Here is a 25,091-nt window from a genome sequence, read left to right on the forward strand (position 1 = left end):
ATTACCAAAAAGGCAGTAAAGCATATAATAAAGCACTTCAACAATATAATAAGTAGAAATAGAACGATGAAGTTTTGATTTCTTATGTATATTAGGTTATAAGAAAACACCCTGAAAGATAGATAGGAAAATCTAACTTTTGGGGTGTTGTCAATTTTAAGAGCGTTGAATATGTCTTTATTTTGTGAGTGAGACACGGAAATCATTGTATTTGCTGTAATCAAAATCTTCATTGAGACCTGTTACAAATACAATCGGAGTATAATGTCCCTCTTCCAAAATGAAACCGGCTTTTACCTTAGCATTGGCTCCCCCAAGTCCAGCAATACCGGGAAGAAGGGCATCAAAAGCTCCAGGTTCGTCTGTTTCCCAGTAATAGATATTACCAGAAGCTTGAACAGCTTTTGCTCTAGTCGTTGCTGTACGAATTGGGTTCACATCTGCTTGATAAAAGTTTGCTGTCGTAGTGACCGTTCCGTCCGCAGCCACTGTCATTTGGACATCTTTCGCAATTTCAGTTGTACCTGTCCAAGTCCCTACCAGCTCTGCAGGAACCATTTGAGATGAATCTGTAGCTTTGTCACCACTTGTTGTATTAGACGCTGTGGTTGTTTGACTTGATTGTGTTGTTTCTTCTGAACTAGATTCAGTTTCTTTTGTATTTTTCTTTTTAGAAGACTGATTTGTTTTATTCTGACCAGATTTCATAGAAGTCTGTGTTTCTTTTACAGAAGAACTATTTTCCTCTTTTTTAGAACCACAAGCTACTAGTAGAGTTGCAGAAGTTAAGCCTAAAAGTGCTAAACTTGTCCATTTTTTCATAATTATGATACCTCACCTAAATTTATATTAGCTATTATATTACAATGTTACAGAATGTCAAGTGTTTTTGAAATATTTTTGTAACATTTGTAATTTGTCTAAATTTTAAAAGGGGTGGCGCATAGGGTTACAAAGTAAAAGATTTCTATATTCTTTGTTACATAATCATCAGAAATAGAAAAACAACGTAAATAAAATGTTGTTAGAGTTTCATTGGTACAAAATTACCAACAATAATTCCTACAATTCTAGGATCTTCATCATACGAAAGAAAAATATCTTTATAGTTTGGATTGATAGAAACCAGCCTTAAGCCATGCTCCTCTCGATAAACTCGTTTAATATAAGTCTGGCTATTGCAGACTACGGCATAAACTGCACCATCATAATCAAATCCTGTTTCACGAATGAGAGCAACAGAACCATTTTTGTATTTGGGTTCCATTGAATCTCCAGATATCCATGAGGCAAAATCATGGGCTAGTTCTTCATGAAAATAAACAGTATCATAGTTCTGATCGTTATACACCGATGAACCGATACCGGCAGACATTTTTTCGTAAACATGGTATTCGTATAGTTTTTCTGATATCGAAACAATATTCTTACATTGGTCTTTTTGAACTAGTTTTCTTACATAGCTAAGTGCTTGATCCTTTCCTTCATCTGATAAAGTCTTATATAGTCGGACGATTTCAAGCTCTGTAAAATAACCTTTTGGTACTTTTAGAATCTGCTCCAAAAGCTTTACTTTTTCTCTAGACGGTTGTTTTACTCCACGCTCCCATGCAGAATACGCTTGGTAGGTAATACCTAATTGATCTGCAATATCTTTTTGAGTCATTTTTAGCTCTTTTCTACGAGCTTTCAGTTTTTCTGGTTGGTACATCATTTACCTCACATTAACAATAATTTCAATTCAGCTTTTTGTTTGGCTTCTTTGTCTGTTAGCTTATTTTTATCCCAAACATAAGCTATTGATTTTCCTCTATCATAAATGAGCCATATTCTTAAATTATTACAGTAAGTCTTTATTGTTTTCCAATTCTCTTGATCTAGAAGTTCTGGATATTCTTGACTAGTCACGAAGCCTTTTTTGATTACTGATTGCTCAATCTTATTGATTAGAGAAGTCTGATAGTTGTTGAACTCCTTTATAATCTGATTTTTGACACCGTGAAACAAAAGGAGGAGTGTAGCATTTTGTCCATCAATATAAGCATCGATAGCCTGCCTAATGGTATTTTCTTTTTCAGGATAATATTCTCTAAGAAGATCTAAAAGGCGAAAGAACAATGCCTGTTTTGAGACATCGAGGCTATTTTGAATGTGTTGAAAGGTGTCGCAACTATAATAAATCTTTGACAACAAAACAATGTCAGGCATTAATACTACAGCAGAAAAAATATTCGCTTCACGCTCTAGTAGGTTCTCCTGATTATCAATAGATTCAGTAAAATAATTGCCTTCATGCTTAAGTACGAAATGTCCTAGTTCATGACACAGAGTAAAATTTTGCTTTACAATTGGATTATCCTTTTCATAAGAAAAACTAATACCTAATTCATCAATAACAGTTAATCCTTCAATCTTGTGATTTGAGAAGTGGTGACTAATTACTTGAATTTTATATTTTTGAATACAATGTTGAAAGAAGTAATTGAAATTATAATTTAATAATGAAATATCGTTATCCTTCATATACTGGTATAATACATGTTTTGTAGACTTACTTATTTTTGTATACAATTCATCCAAAGAACGGTACCTCCCTAAAGTATAAATTACAAAACCAAACCAATTTGGTTGAGTTTAGTATACAAAAAAAGTGGACAATTGTCCACCTAGTTTTAAAAAGATTGATTCTGTTGTGACTTCTATTCAAGGATATTAGAAATTTTCTCCCCAAAAGTTTCGAAACTTTTATTAGATTCAAGATAGTATTTTAGAATAGCTTCAATTATATCTTTTTTATTCGAGTCCACATCTTTGTACAAATTAGGAAAGCTGAAATCTACTGAATATTTTTTTAAGTGATAAAAATATTTTTTTATATCCGTTTCATTACTTAACACAAACTCAATTAATTTAATTTGATTAGTTACAGATTTAAATTCTGTAAAAAAGTCATTATTTTCAAATACCAGTTCATTGGGATTATAACGTAGTCGGTTAATATCACTTCTGAAGCATTCTAGAATGTTTTGGTTTCTTTGACAATAATTTATTAATTTATCACAAATTTGAAAGCCGAAATAATTTTGATCTATCCAATAAAAACTATTGTTTTTCTCATATTCCATATTAACTTTGTATGATTCCTTTAAATTGTTTAAATAACATTTTAGTAATGTATTTCTAAAAATTTCAGGATTATTGGATAACGTTGAAATGATTTTTTGATACTCTAAGTTTAAGCGATGATTATAAGTCTTTTCAAGATTATAGATGTCTATAAAATTTTCAATTCTTTTATCGAAACAATTTTGATGAAAAGAAAAATTAATTCTTGGAGAAATCCCTCCTCTTTTTTCCACTAAATCAATTTTAAAATATTCTTCAATTCGAAAATCTACCGCATACGGATTAATCTCACTATTATTTTTATTATCAGATTTTACTTGATGTTTTGAAGTGTTACATTCTACACAACATTTAATTAAATTAATAGGTAAGATAGCAAAACGAAAATCTCCTTTAGATCCTTTAGGAATAATGTGTTCCAATGTTACTTTTGTCGAAAGGACACCCTCGCAAATCGGGCATATATCAATATTATGGACATTCTTTACTGTTGGAAATGAAGTAAATACTTTTTTTTCTTCCTTTCGAATATAATTATTGTATAAATATTCTGCTTTATCATTATCAAAAAAAGTAGGTCGATTTAGATTTTCAATATCTATGTCATATAATTCTGAAGCAATTTTCTCTTGATATTTTTCATCTAAGTTATTCAGGTACGATTTCAGACTTTGTTTATCTTGATCTTCTATAGAACTTGGCAAAACTTCGATTATTTTATCAATAGTAGGTAGATTGTCTATACTAACTTTTCTCAAATTTAATCATCCTCTTCTAACTCATACTCCAATATCTCATCATTAAGGAGCAGATATTTTAAATAAGCTTCATCGCCTAAATAAGGAATATCAGTCTTAAATAATAAGGGATTGTTTTGACGTTCCGGATCTTTTACTCTTTCTATAAGCAAGCTATTATATCCTGTATTTTGTAGTTCTACACCGTATATATTTTTATATAAAGCATCCAAATTTTGCCCATAAGTCTTATAAATAATTGATGATATGTTATGATTCGAATCCAACTTATATACATTACAATGAGGAATTTCTTGAATAACTACAGGCGAATGTGTTGCAACTAAACAAAAAGCTCCTACTCTATTAACTATTTCAGAAACAGCCCTAATGAAAGACTTGATCATAGGTGGGTGCATAAAAGTTTCAGGTTCATCAAATATTACCAAACTTCCTTGATTAACACAAAAAACTAGTTTAGTTAAATACAGTAGAATAGTAGCTTGACCCGAACTTAGTTTGCTTAGCTTTTTGAAATCAGATAATTTAATATTTCTATCACAAAAAGCTGCTCTAATATTTTGTGCCCATGGCTCAAAAGAAAAATAGCCTAAAGCTTCCTCCCATAATTCAAGTTTTTCTTTAGATGCAATCAAATCAAGAATTAAAGACTGAATGTACCAACGAAAACTATCTTCAATATTAATTTCATGAATTTTTTCTTTTAATAGTTTATTGTTATCATCTAGTAATTTCTTTTTCTTATTGTTTTTATATTTATCAACAAAATAGTTTTTAATTTCCTCTAATTCCAATGAATCTAATTTACTAATTACAGTTTCTATTAAGGGTTTTTTAATAGATACAAATCCTACTTTTTCGTAAAGAGTGTTTCCTTCTTTATCTTTATACACGTCAGTCAGTTTTATGTTATCAACTTCAATTACATTATCAAATGGGCTTAGTGAAAAATGAACCACCTGAGAAAAATTATTATCATTTTTAACGTGTCTTCTAATAATTTCTTCTATTTTGTAAGTTTTGCCATTCCCATTCCCACCAACCATTCCATAGACATTCATTGGCAAATATGATTTTTTTCTCTTATAAAAAATTAGTTTCCCCTTAGAAACATTCTTTTCACTGAATGGATATTCTATCTTATCAATTTTGTTATCAATTGAACGTTTTATTTTCGATTCAGAAGAATCCGTATTCATTTCGTCTAGATTAGATCCTGATAGTGTCAAAGGATGAAATACATCTTTAATTTCCTTTATAGTTGTAGTTCTTAGAAAGGAATTATTAAAAAAATTATGAACTTTTCCATATGGCGGTTTTGTCCCTTTAGCTTTAGCATCGTAATCTTCATAGTCAGCATATAATCTGGCAAAATAATCTAATTTATTTAAATCAAATGCTAAATCATTTGTCTTAGCAAACCATTCTTTTCTAACATCAAATGTTAAATATTTCTTTAAGAAATTATAATAGTGATTAGATCCAATCGAACAAACTTCTATATCTTTTGGTTTTTCTTTGTATCCTAATAGATATAGTCTTATTTCATCAGTCAAAGGATTAATACGGAATGATATTTGTTCTCTCCATATATAAACAAGCATAGTTTGTCGATAACCATAGTCATCCCATTGATCAAATCCAATATCTATACAATTTATAAAATCGTCCAATTTTTTGAAACTAACTACATTTTCTATAATTTCAAAGCTACTAGTTTCAATAGCTGAAATTTTAACAAAATGAAATGTGAGAAACTCTGTTTTAATAGAAAAATAAGAATCCTTTTTATTTACATCACCATTAAAATCATCTAACTTCTCAATATCTGTAAAATTGTATAACTTGTCAGTATCTGTAAAATTAGTAGACTTATCGGTTATTTCCGTAATCATAATATAGTCTATTAGTTTATTAACCAATTTATTAGCACTACTTGTTAATTTCTTATTTTTTAAAGTTTCAAATTGACTAATCATTAGAATTTTTTTATTTCCATGCCAATTTTCATCAGAATACACTAGAAAACTATAATCAACAAACAACTTATCCTTTTCTTGCGAAAGTTTAAAGTCCTGTTCAAACCAAGTAATCTCATGATATTCTTTTTTTATACCTTCAATTATTTCTGCAGTATTCATAAAATCTATCCTCAAAAAAGTATTGAATCCTCTATAAGTCATTAAATATGTTAATTTTTTAATTCTTTCTTTTACTCTTACTAAATAATTTTTTTCTTTCTTCCATAAATTCAATCAACTCCTTCTTAAAGATTTTCTTCTCTTCCTCTGTTAATCCCTTTGAGTTCATACGGAAAAGCAATTCAATATTATCTAATGCCTCTGATTTTGCTTCTGAGTTTCCAACTAAATAATCAACTGACACATTCAAAATTTGTGCTAGTCTAATAAGATTCTCTTGGGTAGGATTTTTCTTTCCTCTCTCCCAGTCGGCATAGGAAGACTGTCCTATCCCTAATCGTTTTGCGAGTTCAACCTGAGTTAAGTGAGCTTGTTTTCGTAATTCTTTTAAACGTTCTGCAAACGCCATAGTTATTCCTCTTCAAATTCTTTTAAAAAAAATTCAAAAATCTCTTGACTTTTATCGCTAATAGCGATAAAATGTAAATATAGCTGGTGGCGATATTAAAAATCAAAATAATAATCCCTACCAATTGAGATCATTGACAATTAAATAAAAAGTGCGTCTGACAACCAGAGGACTGACTATCAAACTACACTAAACTTCGTACCTTTATTGTAATCTATTTGATAGGTAAAGTCAAGTCCGTTTTACGGTTGAAGTGAAGATATAAAACAAGACTCAATTCTTGTGGGCTTCCACGCATTTCGGACTTTCGCACTTTTCCGAATAGTAAAGTGAACTGGCTTCGCCAAAGGGCGTAAGAGAATCCCTTGGGTATGATCAAGACTACCTAAAGAGATTGGCTGGGAAAGCGATGGTAATTGACGCAAAGCACCTTGCTAAACGTTGCCACCGTGGAAAGAGGGATCTTTCCAACCAAATAACTTTTCTTTACTGCTGTCTATCTAATTAGATAGACCTACTCTCAAGCTACTAAGTTCTTTCCTTTTTTCACTTAGTAGCTTTTTACTTTTACAATAAAGGAGAACTCTATGACAAACTTTTTTCGCATTACAATGTAAACGACTCTATGAAAACTATCTCTTTACCTATGAGATGTTTGATAGTTCAGAAAGTCTACTAGCTAAACTATATAGTCAAGCCCTGGTAGATATCGATCATTTGGTCTCTAAGGCAAAAGAAACAGGATTTGCATATGGAGATATTGATCTCTATAGTCGCATGTATAAACGCAAAATTTTTACACACTATTACTCAAGAGTGAAGCAACTAGCTTAACTCTTTTTATTTTACACTCAGAAAGGAAAATCTTATGATCTCAGAAACACTTAAAATGAAACCAGAATTTATTGGCCCTGCTTACTATGAACGTTTAGGAGATGCTCCTAAATTTATTTTTAGAAAAGAAGGCAAATACCAACGTCACATTCTAAACAGCGCAGAGCACGGCGCTTTTCATGTCATCACACCAGCTTCTACAACGGTCTTTCCAGAAGATTCTCTAGTAGAAGCGGTTAACCCAATCTTTTTCCCAGACACTGCTTTAAATGGCAATACTGTTGCACCTTACCTCAATGTCTTTGCGGAAAAATTGGTAATCAAAAAATAAGAAATAAAAGGAGAAAATCACATGGCTAAAATTGGATTAAACTACGGAGAAAAACTACAAATTGCTGACAAGACTTATCGTGTCATTACAGATGGACTAGATGTCCCAGCTGTCCTTGGAAAACTGTCTTTCCGAGGCATTGAGGGCCCTGATATCATCTTTGAAGTGGATCGCTCACAACGAAATCCTGATGGATCATTTGTCCAAGTCAATACAGGTGAGATCCGTGGAATTGTCGTAGGGATTCATTCTTCTGTCCAGCACGAAACCCTCTTTTTCACTATCGCAGATATGTCTGAGTCTGAAATTGAAGACCTAGGTATTAAATACCGAGAAGAGATTGAATTGGAAGATATTGTTATTACGCATACCCACGTCAATCGTAATGATATCTATAAGCTCTTTGCTTCTAAAATCAAGAAAAAAACTGGAAGTGCACCAACTAAAGAAAACAAACCAGTAGAAAATAAGAAGGAAAACTAGGAGGTGATGCAGGATGAAACTCTTTACCTATCGTGGAAAAAGAGTTCGAGTTTTTCATCGTAAACTAAAGGGAATCACATGGTTTATCTGGTGGTTTCCTTTTTTGTTGGCTATTAGTTACTACAGCTACTTACATTTAGAAGAATTAAAAGTTCATCCCTTACCTCAAGGCTATTTTCTAGGAGCTGGGCTTCTCTTTTCTTTAATCTTCTCTTGGTTTATCAATCGGGTTTGCTACAGGAAGGTACTCTTTTTTCAAAAGCTCAATAGTCTTCGAATTCTCTCTCGATTTTTGCTGGAGAATAACCTCTATTTGGTTAAAAAGGTCAAGCGTGAAAACAAGATCATTGAAAAAATCACCTTGCCTCAAGTGTATATCAAACAGTCTCGCTACAAGATTGAAGTGAGTTTTATTCTAGAAGGGAATAAATTTCAAGATCGCTTCCTCAACCTTGGAGCTACGCTTGAAGTCATGTTTAATGGAGATTTTCGCAATAAAACCTTTGATAATCGCTTTATCAAATATGAAGTTGCTATTAACCGAATTGATAGCCGAATCACCATCGATGAAGTAAAAGTCAAGGGATCCAAACTCCAGCTCATGAAAGATGTATCTTGGGATTATATTGAAGAACCTCATCTTCTCATTGGCGGTGGAACTGGTGGAGGAAAAACAGTTGTTCTCATGACCATAATCTATGCACTAGCTAAAATTGGCTTTATCGATATCTGTGATCCAAAGAATTCGGACCTTGCTGGATTAAAGAAAATTCCAGTCTTTCATGGCCGTGTTTATACTAGTAAGGAAGATATCATCAACTGTTTTAAAGAGAATGTAGAGTTCATGGAAAAACGCTATGAACGGATGTCTACTTCACCAAAATTCCAAGCAGGAAAGAACTTTACTCACTATCACATGAAACCTAAATTCATTCTTGTAGACGAGTGGGCAGCTCTTATGGCAAAAATTGACCGTGACTATAGCCAACAGTCCGAACTGATGGAATATCTCTCACAGTTAGTTCTAGAAGGTCGTCAGGCTGGAGTCTTTATCATCTTTGCTATGCAACGGCCCGATGGGGAATTTATCAAAACTGCTCTTCGGGATAACTTTATGAAGCGTCTCTCCGTCGGTCATTTAGAATCAACAGGCTATGACATGATGTTTGGAGATGCTAATAAAACCAAAGAGTTCAAAAAGCTAGATGAAATCAATGGAGTCAAGGTCAAAGGACGGGGTTATATCGCAAACAACGGTGAACTGGCTGGTGAGTTTTTCTCTCCCTATGTACCGCTTGATCAAGGTTTCTCCTTCTATGATGCCTACTCTAACATTCCGATCATGGAGTTTGAAGGAGAAGAATTCTCAGTATTTGAAGAATATAAACCATCAGTTGAAACATTTGACCCTATAGAGGAAGAGGAGACTATAGAAAACGAATCAAACAAAAGACCACTCAAAGAATTCGCAGACGAACAAAATCTTAAAATGCCAACCTTGCGCAAGATTATCTATCTCTTAACAGAACAAGGGATCATCTTTGAACGGACTGTATCCGCTATTCTAGTGGATCCTTTTCAAGAAAAACTTCTTCTTGAAATCCTCGCTCAATTTGAAAAGGGAGGACGCAGGTCTTATCCAAAAGCAGTTGAAGCGACGATTGTTCATCATGGGCTAGGACAAGGGCAAGGGCAAGCCTGACCGCAGGTCAGGCGCAGACCGTAGCCCGAAGTTTCTAGGCCATGATGAAACTTCAACCCCCGTTTTCTAATAGGGGGGTTACATTTGGCAAAAACGCCAAGTCCACCCCTCCTCATTCCTTATGGGAGTTGGGTTTTCAATTTTTATGAAGTGTGTCACTTTCGTCAAAAAAGTGTGTCACTTTGTTAGAAAGAGGTGTTGCGATGAATGGACAAAATTAGTCCTTTTCATATTAAGAATTTCAGAAAACAAACAGGACTTAGTCAAAAATCATTTGCACAAGCTGTTAATCTACCTACAAGAACCTACCGCTCTTATGAAACAGGCGAAAGAGGACTGACGATTGATAAGTTTAGAGAACTTAAAGAAAAACTTGGTTACTATCAAGATTGCGATAAAAACAGTCTTCGGGCTCAAATCGACTATCTACGATTGACCTTTCCTAGATTAAAGGATTTAGATGCTTTCTGTGAAAACTTCCTTCACTGCCACCTTAGCGAATTTACAGACCAAGAAACCCGTCTCATGAATTATACCCACTTATGGCAACGAGGAAATATCTGGATTTTTGATTTCTTTGATAAGTCTGTGACCAATGATTACCAAACTTGTCTTCAACTATCCGGTCAAGGATGCCGTGAGTTGGAATTGCTTCTAGAAGACAAGGGAATCACTTGGCAGATCTTTCTTCAAAACATTCTTTATTCCTATGAAGATGTTCGAGTGAAGCGACTCGATATTGCTCTGGATGAACTTTATAAGGGTTATGGTCACGAGGACGAACAAATTCAAATTCCCAAATTGATTGATAAACTCTATTCCAAAGAGATTGTTCTAGACACAATCAAGAAATGGAATATCACAGGTGGTGGATCATTCACAGATAATGAAGACATGGAAGCTAATCACGGCTTGTCCATTTACTTTGGAAGTCGTCAAAGTCAACTCTACTTCAACTTTTATGAAAAGCGCTATGAAATTGCTCGAATGGAAAACATCTCCTTGGACGAATCCTTGGAGATTTTTGGTATCTGGAATCGCTATGAATTGCGGTTTTCAGATCAGAAAGCTCAGGGCATTGTGGAAGAATACATCAATGGTGTAGATCTCGGAGAAATCGCTAGAGGCATCATCAATAAAGAAATCCAAGTCTATGATGGTGTTACTCGTTTTGGAGCTTATAAACCTGATGAAAAATGGCAACGTCTCTTTGGAGGCGTCGAACCCTTAAAGCTCTCAACTAACCCACAGCCTTACAGTATTGAGCGGACGATTCGCTGGCTGACCTATCAAGTTGCTAACTCCCTTGCACTAGTCACTGAAGCAGACAAGATTCTCCAAACAGAATACATGAAAATGATTCAGAATAGCGGAGAGATCACTGATCGAGGAAAAGCCATGTTACGACTTCTCAAAGCCAATAAACACTATGAACACTAGAAAGGAAAAACTATATGGAATACAAAGTTCAAATCAATTCACTAGAAAACTTTAAAGCTTGGTCTGGTGGACTAACCACCTTGAACACTGTCCGTGAACGTGGTGGAGTGGATACTCTAACCGTCATTTGTGAAGATATCTTCTCAGGTGATACACCAACAGAAGGACAAATCAATGACTGGCTCTGGTTCGATTCAGATTTTATCTACCAAGCTCTAGGCTACGATGATCTGCTTGAGGCTTCTTAAGATGTTAAAGAAGATCTATCAAGCTGACTTTTTACTTCTTCCAGAACATGAATTCTGGAATATGTATATCCTCTTACGAAAGGGCAAAGACTTCTACTATGAATGCGCTGGAAGATCTACCGAAAAACCACCAGATGCGAAAGGTTTCTATGACTATGAACATGCCTGTTTCACGCTAGATGGTCAAGTGTTGAGCGTAAATAAAAAAATGCGCCCCTCACTGATTATTTATATCCAAAAGACAATCAAAGACAATCAAGAAAAATTTAGAAAGGAAATTGAAATGGCTACTAAAACTATTTTTGAAAAGAAAGTCTCTCAAGTCACGAATGAACTGGGAGAATTACTTAAAAAGAAAGATCACAGAGAGGCTTGGACCAAGGCTGGAGAATTAAATAGTCTCCTAAAAAAAGAAGAAGCCAAAGACCTAAAACCGGACTTGATCGAACAACTTCAAACTGAGTTGCGAGGCTATTATTACATTAATGGCGAGATCGAAAAAGCCAATAAGCGCCTCTATGCAAAAGGCTCAAAACTCATTGAACTTTCTGGTCTCTAAAAGGAGGATCTATGGATAAAGCCAAACGCTATTTGCTTCAAGCAAAAGAATATCTCTCACACTTTAAAAAGGTGGAGAAAAAAGGAGGTCCACCAAAACTAAAAGTCACCAATAAAAAGACCGTCAATATTGCAGTCATAGGAGGAATTTCTTTCCTCCTTTTTGTTGGTCTCATGGGATCTATCCGTGCTATCACACTATCAAATAAGGTAGGAGCACTACAAGCTCAAGTCGAGGCAACAAAAAATCAAAAAGCACAGCCAATGGAGTCTAGTAGAAAATACGACTACAAACTCCAATATTACCTGAATGATTATGTCTATGCTTACTTCACCCTTCCGCAAGAAGGGGATAAACAACAAGCTCAAGTGGAATACTTAAACAGCTTTTACAACTTCATTCCTGATGTGAAAGCTCAAGGTCAAGTTCGAAATCCTAGTGAACTCCTCTATTCTCAGTTAGTGACTGTAGAAGGGAAGGTTGCGACCTATAAGATCAAATACAAGGAAACGATCCGTCGGGATAATAACACGGAAGAAAAAGAGATCGTTACAGGTTTCAATATTCCATTTGATGAAAAAGATGGGAAATATTATATTTCTGGTCTTCCTTGGTTCTCTGCTATTGAATCTTCACAAGCTGGACACTTTAGCGAAGACGATCAGCTACAACTAACCGCTAATGACCACTTTTCAGATGGTCAGCGTAAGAAGGTTGAAAAGTTCCTCAAGGTCTTCTTTACCAACTATACTACTAACCAAGACAACCTCAATCTGATTGCTAAGGATGTGGATATTATAGCCAATACCACCTTCAAGACAATTGATTATACCTATCTTAAAAAAGATGGAAAAAATCTAATTGCCTATGTCCAAGCAACCTTTGAGGTCGGAGGGACCACCCACTCAGAAAACTTCACTTTTACCCTCTCAGAAAAAGAAAAGACCTACTATGTCACAAAACTAGAACATACCATTCCACTGAACTATGCAAATGATAAAGAATAGGAGAACTCTATGAATACAGACAATCTACGAACCTTCCTCCAGGGCGATGGGATTTGGATCCTGACAGCTATTGCCGTGCTCTTAGCGATCAAGGCTTGGCGAAACAGCTCCTGGCTTCAACTCTTCTCTGTCGTTGGTTTCTATGCCGTTATTGTTTCTATTGCCAAAGGACAAGATATCCTCAAAGCAGTCGGCTGGTTCCTGCGACTCTTCGGTATTGAATCAGGACTCTAAGTATGAATGAAGAAAGACTTTATGATTACAGTAAGGGCCTAAATGCTCCTTATTGGATCCAAGAAATCAAGACAAAAAAGGGCACTCGACTATGGTACTTTGCGACACCCATGCAGTTGTCCTTTTTCATTGTCTTTATCATCGTCTTTGTGGCCATGTTACTCTTTGGAGGATTTATCTTTGTGCCACTCGCAAAAATCACTCACTCAATTTCTCTCTTGCTCTATTGGTATCTCCCTTACAAATTGGCCAAGTTCTATACGGAATACGAGCCTCACGGTAAAAAGATGCACGTCTTTATCGGAGATTACCTGATTTACTTTTGGGACTTTAAGATCAATAAAAAAGCTATCTACCATGAAGATCGAATAGAGCCTGTAGAAGAAATTGTCTTTGAAAAAACAAATCTATAGAAAAGGAGGACCTATGAGTATTACTTTAACTTATCCTATTAGGGAAACACATGAAAATCTAGCTCTCAAAAAAGATCAAACCGTCGTTGCGTATTACCGTATTCCAAACACTCCCATCACGATTACGGATGATGAAAAAAAGCACAAACACAAAATTACGGTTGCTCAAATGATGAAGAAGCTCCAGAAAAACAAGTTCTTTGAAATATCTCTGATCCCTAAAGACTATCTCTTAGAAGAGAAAATGCGGGACTTCTCAGACGCTCTAGCAGATGACAGTCGTGAACTAGGAGAAGAACTACTTCTTTACACGGTAGATCGCCTAACAGATGAAATGGAAATTCCTTATCAGTTTGACTGGGTCGTAGGAGTAACCTTACGCAAACAAAATCACGGAGCTACAGTAAAAGACTTGGCCTATGAGAGCTTTAATGAGTTCACTGAAAAAATCGCAAAGGGTCTTGGCTATGAATATGAATTAAGTCCCACTTGGTATGAAGACTATAAAAGTGATGAATTCACTATTTTTCAAGCTTTCTCCGTCCTTCGGGCAAAACGGTTATCTAATGAAGAACTCTTTTATTACCAGCGGATGCAGTACCTTCGCTATATCCCTCACTACAAGAAAGAGGTACTCGCTAATCGTGCTCAATTCAATATCACGGACACCTTGATCAAAGTGCTAAAAGGTGGCTTCCTCAAGCTAGAAAGCCCTTATGGATCTTCCTTTGTGACGATTCTTCCGGTTGGTAAATTTCCTGTTCAATTCAATGGTTTTCACCTGGGCGAATTTATCCAACGCTTAAACTTTCCCGTTGAGCTACGAATCAAGGCAGAATTCATTGATACAGGTAAAATCAAGGGTCGAATGGGACGCTCGAATACGCGTTACAGAAACATCATGGAAGAGGCAGAAAATACAGATACTGTCCAACAAGACGAGATTATCATGGGTTCCATCTCCCTAAAGGACTTAATGAAGAAAGTCGGAAACAAGGAAGATATCATCGAATATGGAGCCTATCTGATTGTCTCTGCTTCTAGTGTGAACCAACTCCGTCAAAGACGACAAGTGGTTTTGAACTACTTTGATGATATGGGCGTTGAAATCAGTGAGGCCTCTCAAGACGGACCCTATCTCTTTCAAGCGCTGCTCTATGGAGAAAACCTCCAAAAGAAAACTCGCACCTGGACACATATGGTCACAGCTCGTGGATTTTCAGAACTCATGCCCTTCACCAATACCTCTTCTGGAAACCGTATCGGTTGGTATATTGGCCGAGTAGATAACTGGACAGGCCGTTGGGACAATATTGCTAAAGCTATTGATTCCTCAAAGAACATTGTCCTCTACAATGCGACAGTCGGAAATAAGGAAGATATCGCTGGAAAGATTACCAAGAACCCGCACATCATTATTACGGGCGCAACAGGGCAAGGAAAATCTTTCCTTGCTCAGATCATCTTTTTAAGTGTGGCTTTACAGAATGTCAAAACCCTTTACATTGACCCTAAACGTGAACTTAGAAATCACTACCAAGAAGTGATCAACTCACCTGAATTTGCACGTCTCTATCCTGAACGCAAGAAACAGATTGAGAACTTTAACTTTGTAACACTGGATAGCTCACTACCATCAAACCACGGAGTTTTAGATCCTATTGTCGTTCTAGATAAAGAACAAGCTGTAGAGGTCGCAAAAAACATGCTTGAGTTTCTACTACAAGCTGTAGATGATGTCACGATGGATCAGAAAACAGCGATCACAGAAGCTATTAATGCGATTGTGGAGAAACGAGTCGCTGGTGAGAAGGTCGGATTTAAACACGTCCTAAAAGTTCTGAGAGACTCTACTTCCTCTGAAATTGCTTCGGTTGGTCGTTATCTAACCTCAATTGTCACAAACTCTATCTTGGAACTAGCCTTTTCAGATGGAACCACTCAAGGACTTAACTATGAATCACGAGTGACCATTCTAGAGGTCAATAACCTCAAACTACCAAAGGACGATTCCACAAAAATTTCAGATCATGAACGCAACTCTATTGCTCTCATGTTTGCGCTTGGTGCCTTCTGTACCCACTTTGGAGAACGAAATGAAAATGAAGATACCATTGAGTTCTTTGACGAAGCGTGGATTCTTATGAAGTCCGCAGAAGGAAAAGCCGTTATCAAAAATATGCGTCGGATTGGACGCTCCAAAAATAATACCTTGGCACTGATTACCCAATCTGTACATGATGCAGAAAATGACGATGATACAACTGGATTTGGGACTATCTTTGCTTTCTATGAAAAGTCTGAACGGGAAGATATCTTAAAACACGTCAATCTCGAAGTTACTGAAAGCAATCTCGAATGGATTGACAATATGATATCTGGTCAATGCCTGTACTATGACGTGTACGGTAATCTCAATATGATTTCCGTACACAATATCTTTGAAGATATTGATATGCTTCTAAAACCAATGAAAGCTACGGTATCATCAAGTCTTGAAAATAAATACGCTAGTTAGGAGGTGAACCCATGCAAGAAGCTTTTGACAAACTAAGGGGAGTCGATATATTTTCTCTTAAGTCCTACATGGAGCCAACTGGGTTCGCTTCCTTTAACGGGGCTTGGGTTCTGATTAATGAGCTTTTCGTCAACTTCTTTTTTTTCATTCTAAACGCAGTGGTGGGCTTCTTTTCTTTGCTGATTCGAATTCTTGAAAAGATTGATCTCTACTCCAACTACAAGAACTATGTATTTAATGGAGCGATGAATATCTGGAAAGGATTCATTGGTTCAAGCTCTGGTGGAGTCGCAAAACAATCACTCGTTTCGATGTTACTTCTGATTCTAGCGTTCTATCTCTTTTACCAGTTTTTCTTTTCTAAGGGAGCTTTTTCAAGAACTCTCCTTCATGTCTTTCTAGTTCTCATCCTTGGATTTGGTTACTTTGGAACAATTGCTGGAACATCAGGAGGTCTGTATCTACTTGATACTATCAACCATGTCTCTCAAGATGTCACCAAAAATATCACGAATATCAAGGTGGAGTACGGCAATAACAAATCCATTAAAATTGGCGATTCCATGGCAGATAGCTATATTGCAGAAACCTCTTATAAAGCATATGTCTTTGTCAATACAGGACAAGAAAACGGGAAATATAAGAATAGCCAAGATGGGAAACAAGAAACTTTTGACGATAGTAAGGTACTAGGAACAGGCGATAAAAATGGAAACTTTAAAGCGGTTAAGTCTAAAGATCGCAATAAATATCTAGATGAACTAGGAAATGGAGCCAATGATGATGGTGAAAAGAACCGTTGGGTTTCAGCTATGCCAGATTTCATCTTTACTCGTATGTTTTATGTGATCTTTAAAATCTGTGAAGCCTTTGTATTAGCTATACCCGTCATCTTGATTCAGATGTTAAACGTCATTGCTCAGACACTCGTCCTGATGATGATCCTGCTCTTTCCAATTGTGCTACTAATGTCCTTCGTACCAAGAATGCAAGATTTGATTTTTGGAGTTCTGAAAGTCATGTTTGGCGGGCTACTTTTCCCAGCTATCACGAGTCTATTGACTCTATTAGTCTTCTACATTGAGAAAATGATAGAAAATATCGTCATTACTGGCTTTGATGGCATCCTTAAAACTCTTCCATCCTTAATCATTTTTGGCCTTGTCTTTAAACTACTCATTTCAGTTGTCTCAAAAGGACTTGTATATTTCCTTCTATGGAAATACAAAGCTGAGCTGATCCAATTCATTCTTGGATCTAAAGCACGAATGGTGGCAAGTGATATTGGAAACAAAGTTGAAAAAGGGGTCACAAAGACTAGAGAGGTGGCTTCACAAGTACCATCGAGAAGTCTTTCATCTGCTCAACACCTTGGGAACTTTGCCCTAGCAGGTGCTGGTTTTGGAGCTGGGATGATGATGAATGCCAAGAGTCACTTCCAAAATGTTGGTTCTTTCTTTACCAATAAGGAATCAGAGCACCAGCCCGATGAAGTGCTCCCAACGGAAACACCTGAGATGCCAACAAGTCCAGATACTCCTGAACCAAACATTCCGAAAACAAAGGCAATTCCTGAGAAGGTTAAACCAGTTGAAGAAAAAACACCAACTCCTTCAATGGAATCCCCAATCACAGCGAAGCCAACACCAAGTTCAAACGAGGAATTCCAAACTCTTAAAGAAGAATGGATTTCTCCATTTAAACAACTCCGCATTAATAGTATTGAGCGCAAATTAGAGGAATATAAAGATCCTCAAGCCATGTACAAAGCTCAAGGATCGAATGCTTTCACTCGTACTTATAGAAAGACTATGACACGAGATGATAAATTAAGAGCCAATATTGAACGAAGAGACCGATTAACAGAACGCTTAAAACAACTTAGAGGAGAATGATATGAATACGAAAATACGCTCAAGAACTTCTTTTCCAAGGGTTCTTGAAGAAACTCTTTATCAGGCCTACCAAGAAGAAAAACGCTCAGTCGATTTCCTTCTTTTATTTCCAGTCACAGAACAAGAGCAAGACCAAATTATCTTACAGGCTAAGACCTATTCAGTCGTTCTAGATGCTAAATGGCGTTTTGGGACTGTCCTGTTCACTGCTTATATAAGACATTAACTAGAAAGGAGATTCGATGAAAAAACTAAAATGGTTTCTATTAGCTGGTCTTATTCCTCTCTTTCTACCAGTCCTCATTATCATTATCCTTATGGGGGCTGTCGGAGGTGGTGGAACGAATGGCTCGCCCCAATCTCAAAATGGAGTGACTTATGCGGATCACTGGTCAGATGGAGACCCTTATACTCATAACCTACTTGTTCATCGCTTCGGTATCACAGCAGAGCAATTAGACGGCTTTTTAGATACGTTAGGAATCTCCTACGATAAGAACCGAATTAATGGGAAAAAGCTCCTCGAATGGGAAGTTAAATCTAATCTTGATGTCCGTGGAATCGTTGCGATTGCACTGAATGAAAGTTCCCTTGGAACTGCTGGGGTAGCCACTAATCCTGGAGCCAATATGTTTGGTTTTGGAGCCTATGACTCCAATCCAGAATATGCCAATAACTTTAATGATGAGGTTGCTGTTGTTGGATTAACCCAGCAAACCATCATTGGAAATAAAAACCAAACCTTCAAAATTCAAGATGACAAAGCTAAAAAGTTTGCGAATGGAACACTCAATCCAGCAACTGATGGTGGGGTCTATTTCACAGATACCACCGGATCAGGAAAAAGACGTGCAGAAACCATGCAAAAACTGGATGCCTTCATTGATGAACATGGAGGAACACCAAAAGCTCCTGAACAAACTACAGGAAAAACTAGAGATGGTGGTGGCATCACTTCAAATGATATACCTGTAGGCTATAGTTTGACAACAGCTATTGATACCACAGGATATATCACTAGTACCTATCCTTGGGGACAATGTACCTGGTATGTCTTCAACCGTGGAAAACAAGTCGGAGTCAACTTTGATCCATTTATGGGAAATGGTGGACAATGGATGAATAAGCCAGGTTTCACAACAACCCATACACCAACAGAACACTCTGCTCTATCATTTAGCCCTGGACAAGCTGGAGCTGATCCAATATACGGACATATTTCATTTGTGGAGCAAGTCAAATCAGACGGTTCAATTCTCGTCTCTGAATGTAATGTGAAAGGATTGGGGATTATTAGTTACCGCACATTTGATGCGGAAACTGCCAAACAATTTACCTATGTTATTGGACATTAGAAAGGAATAGATATAGATGATTCAAGTTGTAGATAAAAATGATTTAATGGAATTGATTGGATATTCTGAAACACAAGCTAGTAAATTAATACGAAAGGCTAAAAGGCAGCTTGTACAAGAAGGATTTGAATGGTATAAGAATAAACGTATTGGACGTGTACCGATTATTACAGTTGAATCCATTCTTGGTTTTCAAATACAATTAAAAAATGATATAATTGAGGGGAACCTTCAAAGCGCTGTCATGACTGAAGGAGAAAAATAGCATGGCGGTAATAAAACAGGACGATGGACTGTGGCTAGTTGATATTAGTGATGGTAAAAGTTCCTTAACTGGCAAACGTATACGACACCGCAAATCTAATTTTTTAACGAAAAAAGAAGCAGAGGAATATGAGGCTTATTACCGTATCCATAAGTTAAATCAGATACAGAATACAAAAAAACTCACCATTTCCTCTCTTTATGTAATGTTAAAAGAAGAAGATGAGCTTCGTGGAAATAAAAGAGGTACAATAGATACTCAGAACTCATACTATACCCAATATGTATCGCGATTCTTTGAAAATGCTGATATGTCTTCAGTTACCATTCAAGATGTAAAAAAATATCGAGATTGGTTAATTGAAAAACCTAGTGTAAAAGGTGGGACACTTACACCAACGCATATTAACCAACAAATGATTTTTGTTCATAAGTTGTTTGATATTGCTATTTCGAAAGGATTCAGACAGGATAATCCATGTGATGCTATTCGGAAACTTCCAGAAAAGCATAAAGAAATGTCCTACTATACTCCTGAACAATTCAAGGAGTTTGAGTCCTATTTTGAAGAAAGTGAGTATCCTTTTAAACTTCTGTATCGTGTACTCATGTTTACGGGAATTCGTATGGGGGAGGCACTTGCCTTAACTTGGAGAGATATTTTTCTTGATGAGGGATATATTAAGATCCGTAAGTCAGCCTATTATCGCAATGGAAAAACACATATTGGATCTGTAAAGACAACTCAATCAAATAGAGAAATCTACATTCATAAAGCTTTTGTGGATGAGTTGAAAACCTGGAAGTCAGTACAAAGTCAGAGGCTGTCTAAGCTCACTGATTCAACAGATGATTTGCAGATTTTCCAATTTTCAGGGGAACCTATGACTGCTCCAAATGTCTCTAACTTTAGAGCAGCATTCAAGAAAAGATTGCCAGAAGATTTCAAATTGATCCGAAACCATGATTTTAGGCATTCGCATGTAGCCTTTTTGATAAATCAGGGATTGAGGAGAGGAGAAGGAAAGGATTATATCTTTTTCACACTGATGAAACGACTAGGACATAGTTCTATCAATACAACAATAAATATCTACTCACATTTGTTCCCATCACAACAAAAAGAAGTCGCTAACGCATTTGACGATTTTTAGAAAAATGGGCAGAAGTGGGCAGTGAAAATTAAGCAATAGGGTCTAAACCCTTGATACGAAAGGAATCTAGAAAACATTATGATGAATATGCAAAATATGATGAAGCAAGCTCAAAAATTGCAAAAGCAAATGGAGCAAAGCCAAGCAGAATTAGCCGCAACTCAATTTGTAGGGAAATCTGCTCAAGACTTGGTTGTTGCAACTCTTACAGGTGATAAGAAGGTTGTTTCCATCGATTTCAATGCTGCAGTGGTCGACCCAGAAGATACAGAAACTCTTTCTGATATGACGGTGCAAGCCATCAATGCTGCCATTGAAGAAATTGATGCGGCAACCAAGAAAAAACTCGGTGCTTTCGCAGGGAAATTACCATTTTAAGCTAAAGAAGTTTTCATTAATTCAAAAGAGGCTGGGACAAAAGTCCTAGCCTCTTCTTGTTTTTGGATTGTTGAGCCAGACGCAGTGGTTGAGTGGGCTCTACTACGCTGATTTCTTCAGCTTTTACAGCCCTACTCAACTGTGCGGAGGTGGGACGACGAAATCGAATTCTAACGAATTACCGATTTCTGTCCCACTCTCTCTTTTTATTCATCAAAAAATCCGGATAAGTCCAAGCCTCCGAAGGGGTTGGTGGAGAAGTTCTCTTGTTCTTCAAGGAGGGTGCGGCCTTGATCAAATTCGAGGAATTGTTCGTAGACAAGAGCTGTCATGCGGGCGTCTTCTAAGCTATCGTGTGATTTTCCTGCTACCCCCAAAAATTCTGCAACGGTGTGGAGTTGGAGATTTTTAATGCCGTGGAGGTCAGATGGACGACGTTCGAAAGCCTCGTCAAAGACATCGACAGCGTACTGGTCTTCTAGATCCAAGCCATTTTCAAGTAGGATGGGTAGGTCGCTCTTTTTGGCATTGTATCCGATCAAGGGCCGGTCTCCTACAAAGGCCTTGAATTCACTGAGGACCTGCTCGAGTTGAGGGGCATTTTGGATCTTGTCCTGGGTAATGCCAGTCAAGCCGTTAATAAAGCTTTTTAGGGGCTTATCGGTGTAGACGTAGGAGTCGTAGTGATCGACTTCTTTACCGTCCGTAAAACGCACGGCAGACACCTGGATAATCTGATAGGCCCCTTCGTATTGGTTAAATTCGAGATCGAAGGCGATATAATCTTCTAATGCTTTCATGGGAAATCTCCTGTGGTAGAAAAGAAAAGGGACTGGTAGGATCCAGCCCCGGATTATCGACGGAAAACGCGTGCCCAGAAACCTTTGCTTTCTTGCTCTTGAACTTTTTCGTTGGCTTGTTCGAGTTCAAGTTTCAAGGTATCGCGGTCGTTCATTGCTTGTAAAGTCAATTGTTGTTGTTGGTCCAATTGCTTGTCTTTTTCAGCAATTTGAACGTCTTTCACGCGCAACTGTTCATCTTTCTTAGCGAGTTGCTCGTCTTTGGCTTTGAGTTGCTCGTAGAGACGGACGATTTCAGCATTTTTTTCATCTACCAAAATTTCCATCAATTCGCGTTGCTTTACATCATCGCTGACTGGCTCATCTTCAAAAATAGTTTTTTTGTAGATTTCTTCGAGCTTGATCAAGCCACTACGGGTTACAACGGTAACCCCTTTTTCATTTTTTTGGGTATCTTCTGGAGCCAGCGCCTTGACACGGTTATTGACCGCCTGGCGGCTGACTCCTAAAATTTCAGCAATTTCGCTGACAGTTTTTTCAATCGCCATAACTTCCTCTAATATCTTTTTCTATGAAATACTCTATTAGATAGTAACATAAGTAGGCTAAGCTGTCAAATGAAGCAAAGAAAGGCTAAGCCTTGATACCACAATTAGTGGGCCTCTGTCATTTCAGGAAGATGGAGGCTTGATTGTGCTAAGTCAATGGTGAGTTGGTAATCGGTTTGATCACGCACAGTGATTTCAAAGTCCGTCGTGTAAAGGACCAAGCGAAGAGTTGAACCTTTTTCGAGCTTGTAGATGGTTGGTTGGAGATCAAAGTCAAATTCCATCCACTCGCCTGGTGTTACGGCCTCAACCTCTAAGAGGTCATGCCGGTTTTGGAGGTTGAGATAACCTTTCGAAATGACTCGTTGGCCCGCTTCCTTGAATGGCAACTCGGTCAAGTTGTCTAGCATATGGTAGCGACCGTTATCCAGTGTACGGACCGATAAGACTGCAGGATAGGGTTGGAGGTATTTCTTGCTTCCAAGCTCTAAGAGTTGGGCTGAGAGAAGGCCTTTATTGGTGCTGGAGTGAAGTCGTAGGTGAAGGCGAGCTTTCCCGTTGAGGTGCAGGTCTTCTTCGATTGGAAGATCGATCGTCACCTGTTGCACCTTGTCTTGGTAGAGATCGCTTAAGAAGGTCGGATAAGCCTTGCCATAGCGCTCGTAATCTTCCGTCGCATAGCGGTTTTGGATGACTTTTTCACCGTCTCCGAGTAGGAAGGTGCGCTGACTTGTTTGGTTGCCAAAATCATCCAAGGAAGTCCAACTTTGTTCTCCTGTATTATCCTGCCAAATGACAGTTGGCAACTCATAGCTTGAATCGTAGCCCAGCAATTTTTTAGAGAGAAGGGCATTCATGCTCTCACGGAAGTCAATGGATTGCCAGTTGTTGAGGTAGACATGGGCACCATTGTGGTAGAAAAGATGCTTCTTGATGCTTGCTGGAAGGGCTTGGAACATATTAAAGACGTGAAGGGGTTTGACGTTCCAGTCTTGGGAACCATGAGTGAAGACCACCTCAGCCTTCACCTGATCAGCATGTAAGAGATAATTGCGGTCGTGCCAGAACTGGTTGTAGTCTCCAGAAGCGCGGTCCAGCTCTTTTTTCACGATGTCTAGATCGGCTTGGTGGGCCGCATTGTGGTGCAAATAGTCTCCACCTAGAAGGTTGCGCGAGTAGGTCAATTCGGCAAGGGAATCAAAGTCTTCACCTGGATAGCCTCCAGGACTTGTGACGAGGCCGTTTTCGCGGTAGTAGTTGTACCAAGAAGAGATTCCAGCTTCCGCAATGATGACTTCTAGGCCATCAACACCGGTGGTCGCAAGGCCGTTAGACATGGTTCCAAGGTAAGAGATCCCTGTGGTTGCGACCTTTCCATTAGACCAATCAGCCTTTACTTGGCGTTTGCGTGTGTGATCTGTAAAGGCACGGCAACGACCATTGAGCCAGTCGATGACATTCTTATAGGCTTCGATTTGTTGGTAATTTCCGTTGGTCATCAGGCCTTGCGAATCTTTTGTTCCAACTCCAGATACGTAGAGATTAGCGTATCCGCGTGGAAGCAGGTAGTCGTTGAGGGTATAGCTGGAGTTGATATGAGTGAGGGTTTCTTCAGCTTCATCGACTAGTTCAGCTTGACCAAGAGGGTCCACCAATTCTAATTGAGGTGTTTCTACTTGAATGGTATGAGGTTCTTTAACCTCGAGGTCGACATTCATATTGTAGAGGGCCTTGTCGCTGGCCTTGTCGTTGGTCCCTTGGTGATAGGGACTAGCGGTCATGACTGCTGGGATCTTGCCTTCATAGCGAGGACGGATGATGCTGACCTTGACCAAGTCTGGCAGACCATCCTTGTCGGTATCGACCCGACTTTCGACATAAACGACCCCGCGGATGGCATTCTGGCTCGTAAAGGTTGCGAGGCTCTTACCATTAAAATAGTGATACTGGTTGGTCTCAGGAATCAAACCATCGCTGACCAACTGATCAATTAGTAAATTCCCTTTGACTGTTCGAGTATTGAGGAGGTGATAGAGGTTTTCAACCAAGTTTCCATACTCAATCGGAAATTGGACTTCTTTCAAGAAGCTATCCGTATCTTCAAAATCAATAAAATAGTGGAAACCGAGCAACTGGAGAGCTACTGTGTAAAAAATCTCCGGCGACCATTCGCGGTCTGATTGGAAATAGCTCAGGAGATCTGTTTCAGCATCCGCCACTAGGTTAGAGAGGGGATAATCTGTATTTTTGTAGGTGAAATAAACCTTGCGAACAAACCATTCAAACAGTTCTTTCTCTGTAAGATGAAGGGGAAGGTCAAACCCAATTTCTTTTAGTTCCTTAAGAATGTCTTTTTGGTCAACAGATAGATAGCTATATTGATTGTATTTCATAGGCTGCTCCTTTTATCAGTTTCTTTGTTCTTTACTTCTTATATTATACATGATAAAATAGTATTTGTCTAAAGACCTTTCGTCTATAAGGAGAAGGAATA

Annotated in this window: 25 protein-coding genes; 16 read left to right on the forward strand and 9 right to left on the reverse strand. The window is 37.6% G+C overall.

The genetic code is table 11. The features are described from left to right. Positions 1-177 precede the first annotated feature (177 nt). The 6 genes from O3626_RS07220 to O3626_RS07245 all read right to left on the reverse strand — a co-directional run bounded on the left by O3626_RS07220 (position 178) and on the right by O3626_RS07245 (position 6,434). Complete coding sequence (locus O3626_RS07220; RefSeq protein WP_347112648.1) at positions 178-822, reverse strand: hypothetical protein; 645 nt, start codon at positions 820-822, stop codon at positions 178-180. Positions 823-1,024: 202 nt separating this feature from the next. After that, positions 1,025-1,711: an XRE family transcriptional regulator gene (locus O3626_RS07225; protein ID WP_371496176.1), complete on the reverse strand. Its 687-nt coding sequence runs from the start codon at positions 1,709-1,711 to the stop codon at positions 1,025-1,027. Between the two features lie 8 nt (positions 1,712-1,719). Next, positions 1,720-2,580, reverse strand: coding sequence for an ImmA/IrrE family metallo-endopeptidase (locus tag O3626_RS07230; RefSeq protein ID WP_371496113.1), 861 nt, complete (start codon positions 2,578-2,580; stop codon positions 1,720-1,722). Between the two features lie 119 nt (positions 2,581-2,699). Then, positions 2,700-3,884 carry an HNH endonuclease signature motif containing protein gene (locus tag O3626_RS07235; RefSeq protein ID WP_371496115.1) on the reverse strand — a complete coding sequence of 395 codons (1,185 nt, stop codon included), beginning with the start codon at positions 3,882-3,884 and terminating at the stop codon, positions 2,700-2,702. Between the two features lie 2 nt (positions 3,885-3,886). Continuing rightward, the gene (locus O3626_RS07240) at positions 3,887-6,025 is read right to left on the reverse strand and encodes an AAA family ATPase (protein ID WP_371496117.1); all 2,139 of its coding nucleotides are present in this window, start codon (positions 6,023-6,025) and stop codon (positions 3,887-3,889) included. Between the two features lie 58 nt (positions 6,026-6,083). Next, on the reverse strand, positions 6,084-6,434 hold the full coding sequence (locus O3626_RS07245) for a helix-turn-helix domain-containing protein (RefSeq protein ID WP_371496119.1): 351 nt from the start codon (positions 6,432-6,434) through the stop codon (positions 6,084-6,086). Between the two features lie 868 nt (positions 6,435-7,302). On the opposite strand from O3626_RS07245, the gene O3626_RS07250 reads away from it, so the two are divergent. From O3626_RS07250 to O3626_RS07325, 16 genes are all read left to right on the forward strand, one after another. Beyond that, positions 7,303-7,599, forward strand: a complete 297-nt coding sequence (locus O3626_RS07250) for a hypothetical protein (RefSeq protein ID WP_013904645.1) — start codon at positions 7,303-7,305, stop codon at positions 7,597-7,599. A gap of 21 nt (positions 7,600-7,620) precedes the next feature. Next, positions 7,621-8,082 (forward strand): conjugal transfer protein, encoded by a 462-nt coding sequence (locus O3626_RS07255; protein WP_371496121.1) that lies wholly within the window; start codon positions 7,621-7,623, stop codon positions 8,080-8,082. A 13-nt stretch (positions 8,083-8,095) separates the two neighbouring features. Continuing rightward, complete coding sequence (locus tag O3626_RS07260; RefSeq protein WP_371496123.1) at positions 8,096-9,784, forward strand: FtsK/SpoIIIE domain-containing protein; 1,689 nt, start codon at positions 8,096-8,098, stop codon at positions 9,782-9,784. A gap of 207 nt (positions 9,785-9,991) precedes the next feature. After that, the gene (locus O3626_RS07265) at positions 9,992-11,224 is read left to right on the forward strand and encodes a replication initiation factor domain-containing protein (RefSeq protein ID WP_371496125.1); all 1,233 of its coding nucleotides are present in this window, start codon (positions 9,992-9,994) and stop codon (positions 11,222-11,224) included. 14 nt (positions 11,225-11,238) lie between these two features. After that, positions 11,239-11,472, forward strand: a complete 234-nt coding sequence (locus O3626_RS07270; protein ID WP_000456042.1) for a hypothetical protein — start codon at positions 11,239-11,241, stop codon at positions 11,470-11,472. 1 nt (position 11,473) lies between these two features. Then, positions 11,474-12,031 (forward strand): conjugal transfer protein, encoded by a 558-nt coding sequence (locus tag O3626_RS07275; RefSeq protein ID WP_371496127.1) that lies wholly within the window; start codon positions 11,474-11,476, stop codon positions 12,029-12,031. An 11-nt stretch (positions 12,032-12,042) separates the two neighbouring features. Beyond that, positions 12,043-13,038: a conjugal transfer protein gene (locus O3626_RS07280; protein ID WP_371496129.1), complete on the forward strand. Its 996-nt coding sequence runs from the start codon at positions 12,043-12,045 to the stop codon at positions 13,036-13,038. A 9-nt stretch (positions 13,039-13,047) separates the two neighbouring features. After that, on the forward strand, positions 13,048-13,272 hold the full coding sequence (locus O3626_RS07285; protein WP_003005585.1) for a TcpD family membrane protein: 225 nt from the start codon (positions 13,048-13,050) through the stop codon (positions 13,270-13,272). A 2-nt stretch (positions 13,273-13,274) separates the two neighbouring features. Then, the gene (locus O3626_RS07290) at positions 13,275-13,685 is read left to right on the forward strand and encodes a conjugal transfer protein (RefSeq protein ID WP_049503699.1); all 411 of its coding nucleotides are present in this window, start codon (positions 13,275-13,277) and stop codon (positions 13,683-13,685) included. A 13-nt stretch (positions 13,686-13,698) separates the two neighbouring features. Next, a complete protein-coding gene (locus O3626_RS07295) occupies positions 13,699-16,203 on the forward strand; it encodes an ATP-binding protein (RefSeq protein ID WP_371496131.1) in 2,505 nt (834 codons plus the stop codon). 11 nt (positions 16,204-16,214) lie between these two features. Beyond that, positions 16,215-18,098, forward strand: a complete 1,884-nt coding sequence (locus O3626_RS07300) for a conjugal transfer protein (RefSeq protein ID WP_371496133.1) — start codon at positions 16,215-16,217, stop codon at positions 18,096-18,098. A gap of 1 nt (position 18,099) precedes the next feature. Further along, positions 18,100-18,324, forward strand: a complete 225-nt coding sequence (locus tag O3626_RS07305; protein ID WP_371496135.1) for a hypothetical protein — start codon at positions 18,100-18,102, stop codon at positions 18,322-18,324. A 16-nt stretch (positions 18,325-18,340) separates the two neighbouring features. Then, entirely contained in the window at positions 18,341-19,453 is a 1,113-nt protein-coding gene (locus O3626_RS07310) for a CHAP domain-containing protein (RefSeq protein WP_371496137.1), read from the forward strand. 16 nt (positions 19,454-19,469) lie between these two features. Continuing rightward, on the forward strand, positions 19,470-19,718 hold the full coding sequence (locus O3626_RS07315) for a DUF3173 family protein (RefSeq protein ID WP_371496139.1): 249 nt from the start codon (positions 19,470-19,472) through the stop codon (positions 19,716-19,718). Position 19,719: 1 nt separating this feature from the next. Further along, positions 19,720-20,871, forward strand: a complete 1,152-nt coding sequence (locus O3626_RS07320; protein ID WP_371496141.1) for a tyrosine-type recombinase/integrase — start codon at positions 19,720-19,722, stop codon at positions 20,869-20,871. 78 nt (positions 20,872-20,949) lie between these two features. Beyond that, positions 20,950-21,249: a YbaB/EbfC family nucleoid-associated protein gene (locus O3626_RS07325; protein WP_003005613.1), complete on the forward strand. Its 300-nt coding sequence runs from the start codon at positions 20,950-20,952 to the stop codon at positions 21,247-21,249. Between the two features lie 206 nt (positions 21,250-21,455). Here O3626_RS07325 and O3626_RS07330 read toward each other — a convergent pair whose 3' ends face one another. The 3 genes from O3626_RS07330 to O3626_RS07340 form a co-directional block, all read right to left on the reverse strand. Continuing rightward, positions 21,456-22,049, reverse strand: a complete 594-nt coding sequence (locus tag O3626_RS07330; protein WP_013904187.1) for a 3'-5' exonuclease — start codon at positions 22,047-22,049, stop codon at positions 21,456-21,458. 53 nt (positions 22,050-22,102) lie between these two features. Next, a complete protein-coding gene (locus O3626_RS07335) occupies positions 22,103-22,597 on the reverse strand; it encodes a DUF536 domain-containing protein (RefSeq protein ID WP_003008835.1) in 495 nt (164 codons plus the stop codon). A 104-nt stretch (positions 22,598-22,701) separates the two neighbouring features. Beyond that, positions 22,702-24,990 (reverse strand): Xaa-Pro dipeptidyl-peptidase, encoded by a 2,289-nt coding sequence (locus O3626_RS07340; protein ID WP_371496143.1) that lies wholly within the window; start codon positions 24,988-24,990, stop codon positions 22,702-22,704. Positions 24,991-25,091 lie beyond the last annotated feature (101 nt).

Origin of the sequence: Streptococcus sp. 20925_1_77, assembly GCF_041432125.1 — a bacterium.
Taxonomy (GTDB): Bacteria; Bacillota; Bacilli; order Lactobacillales; family Streptococcaceae; genus Streptococcus.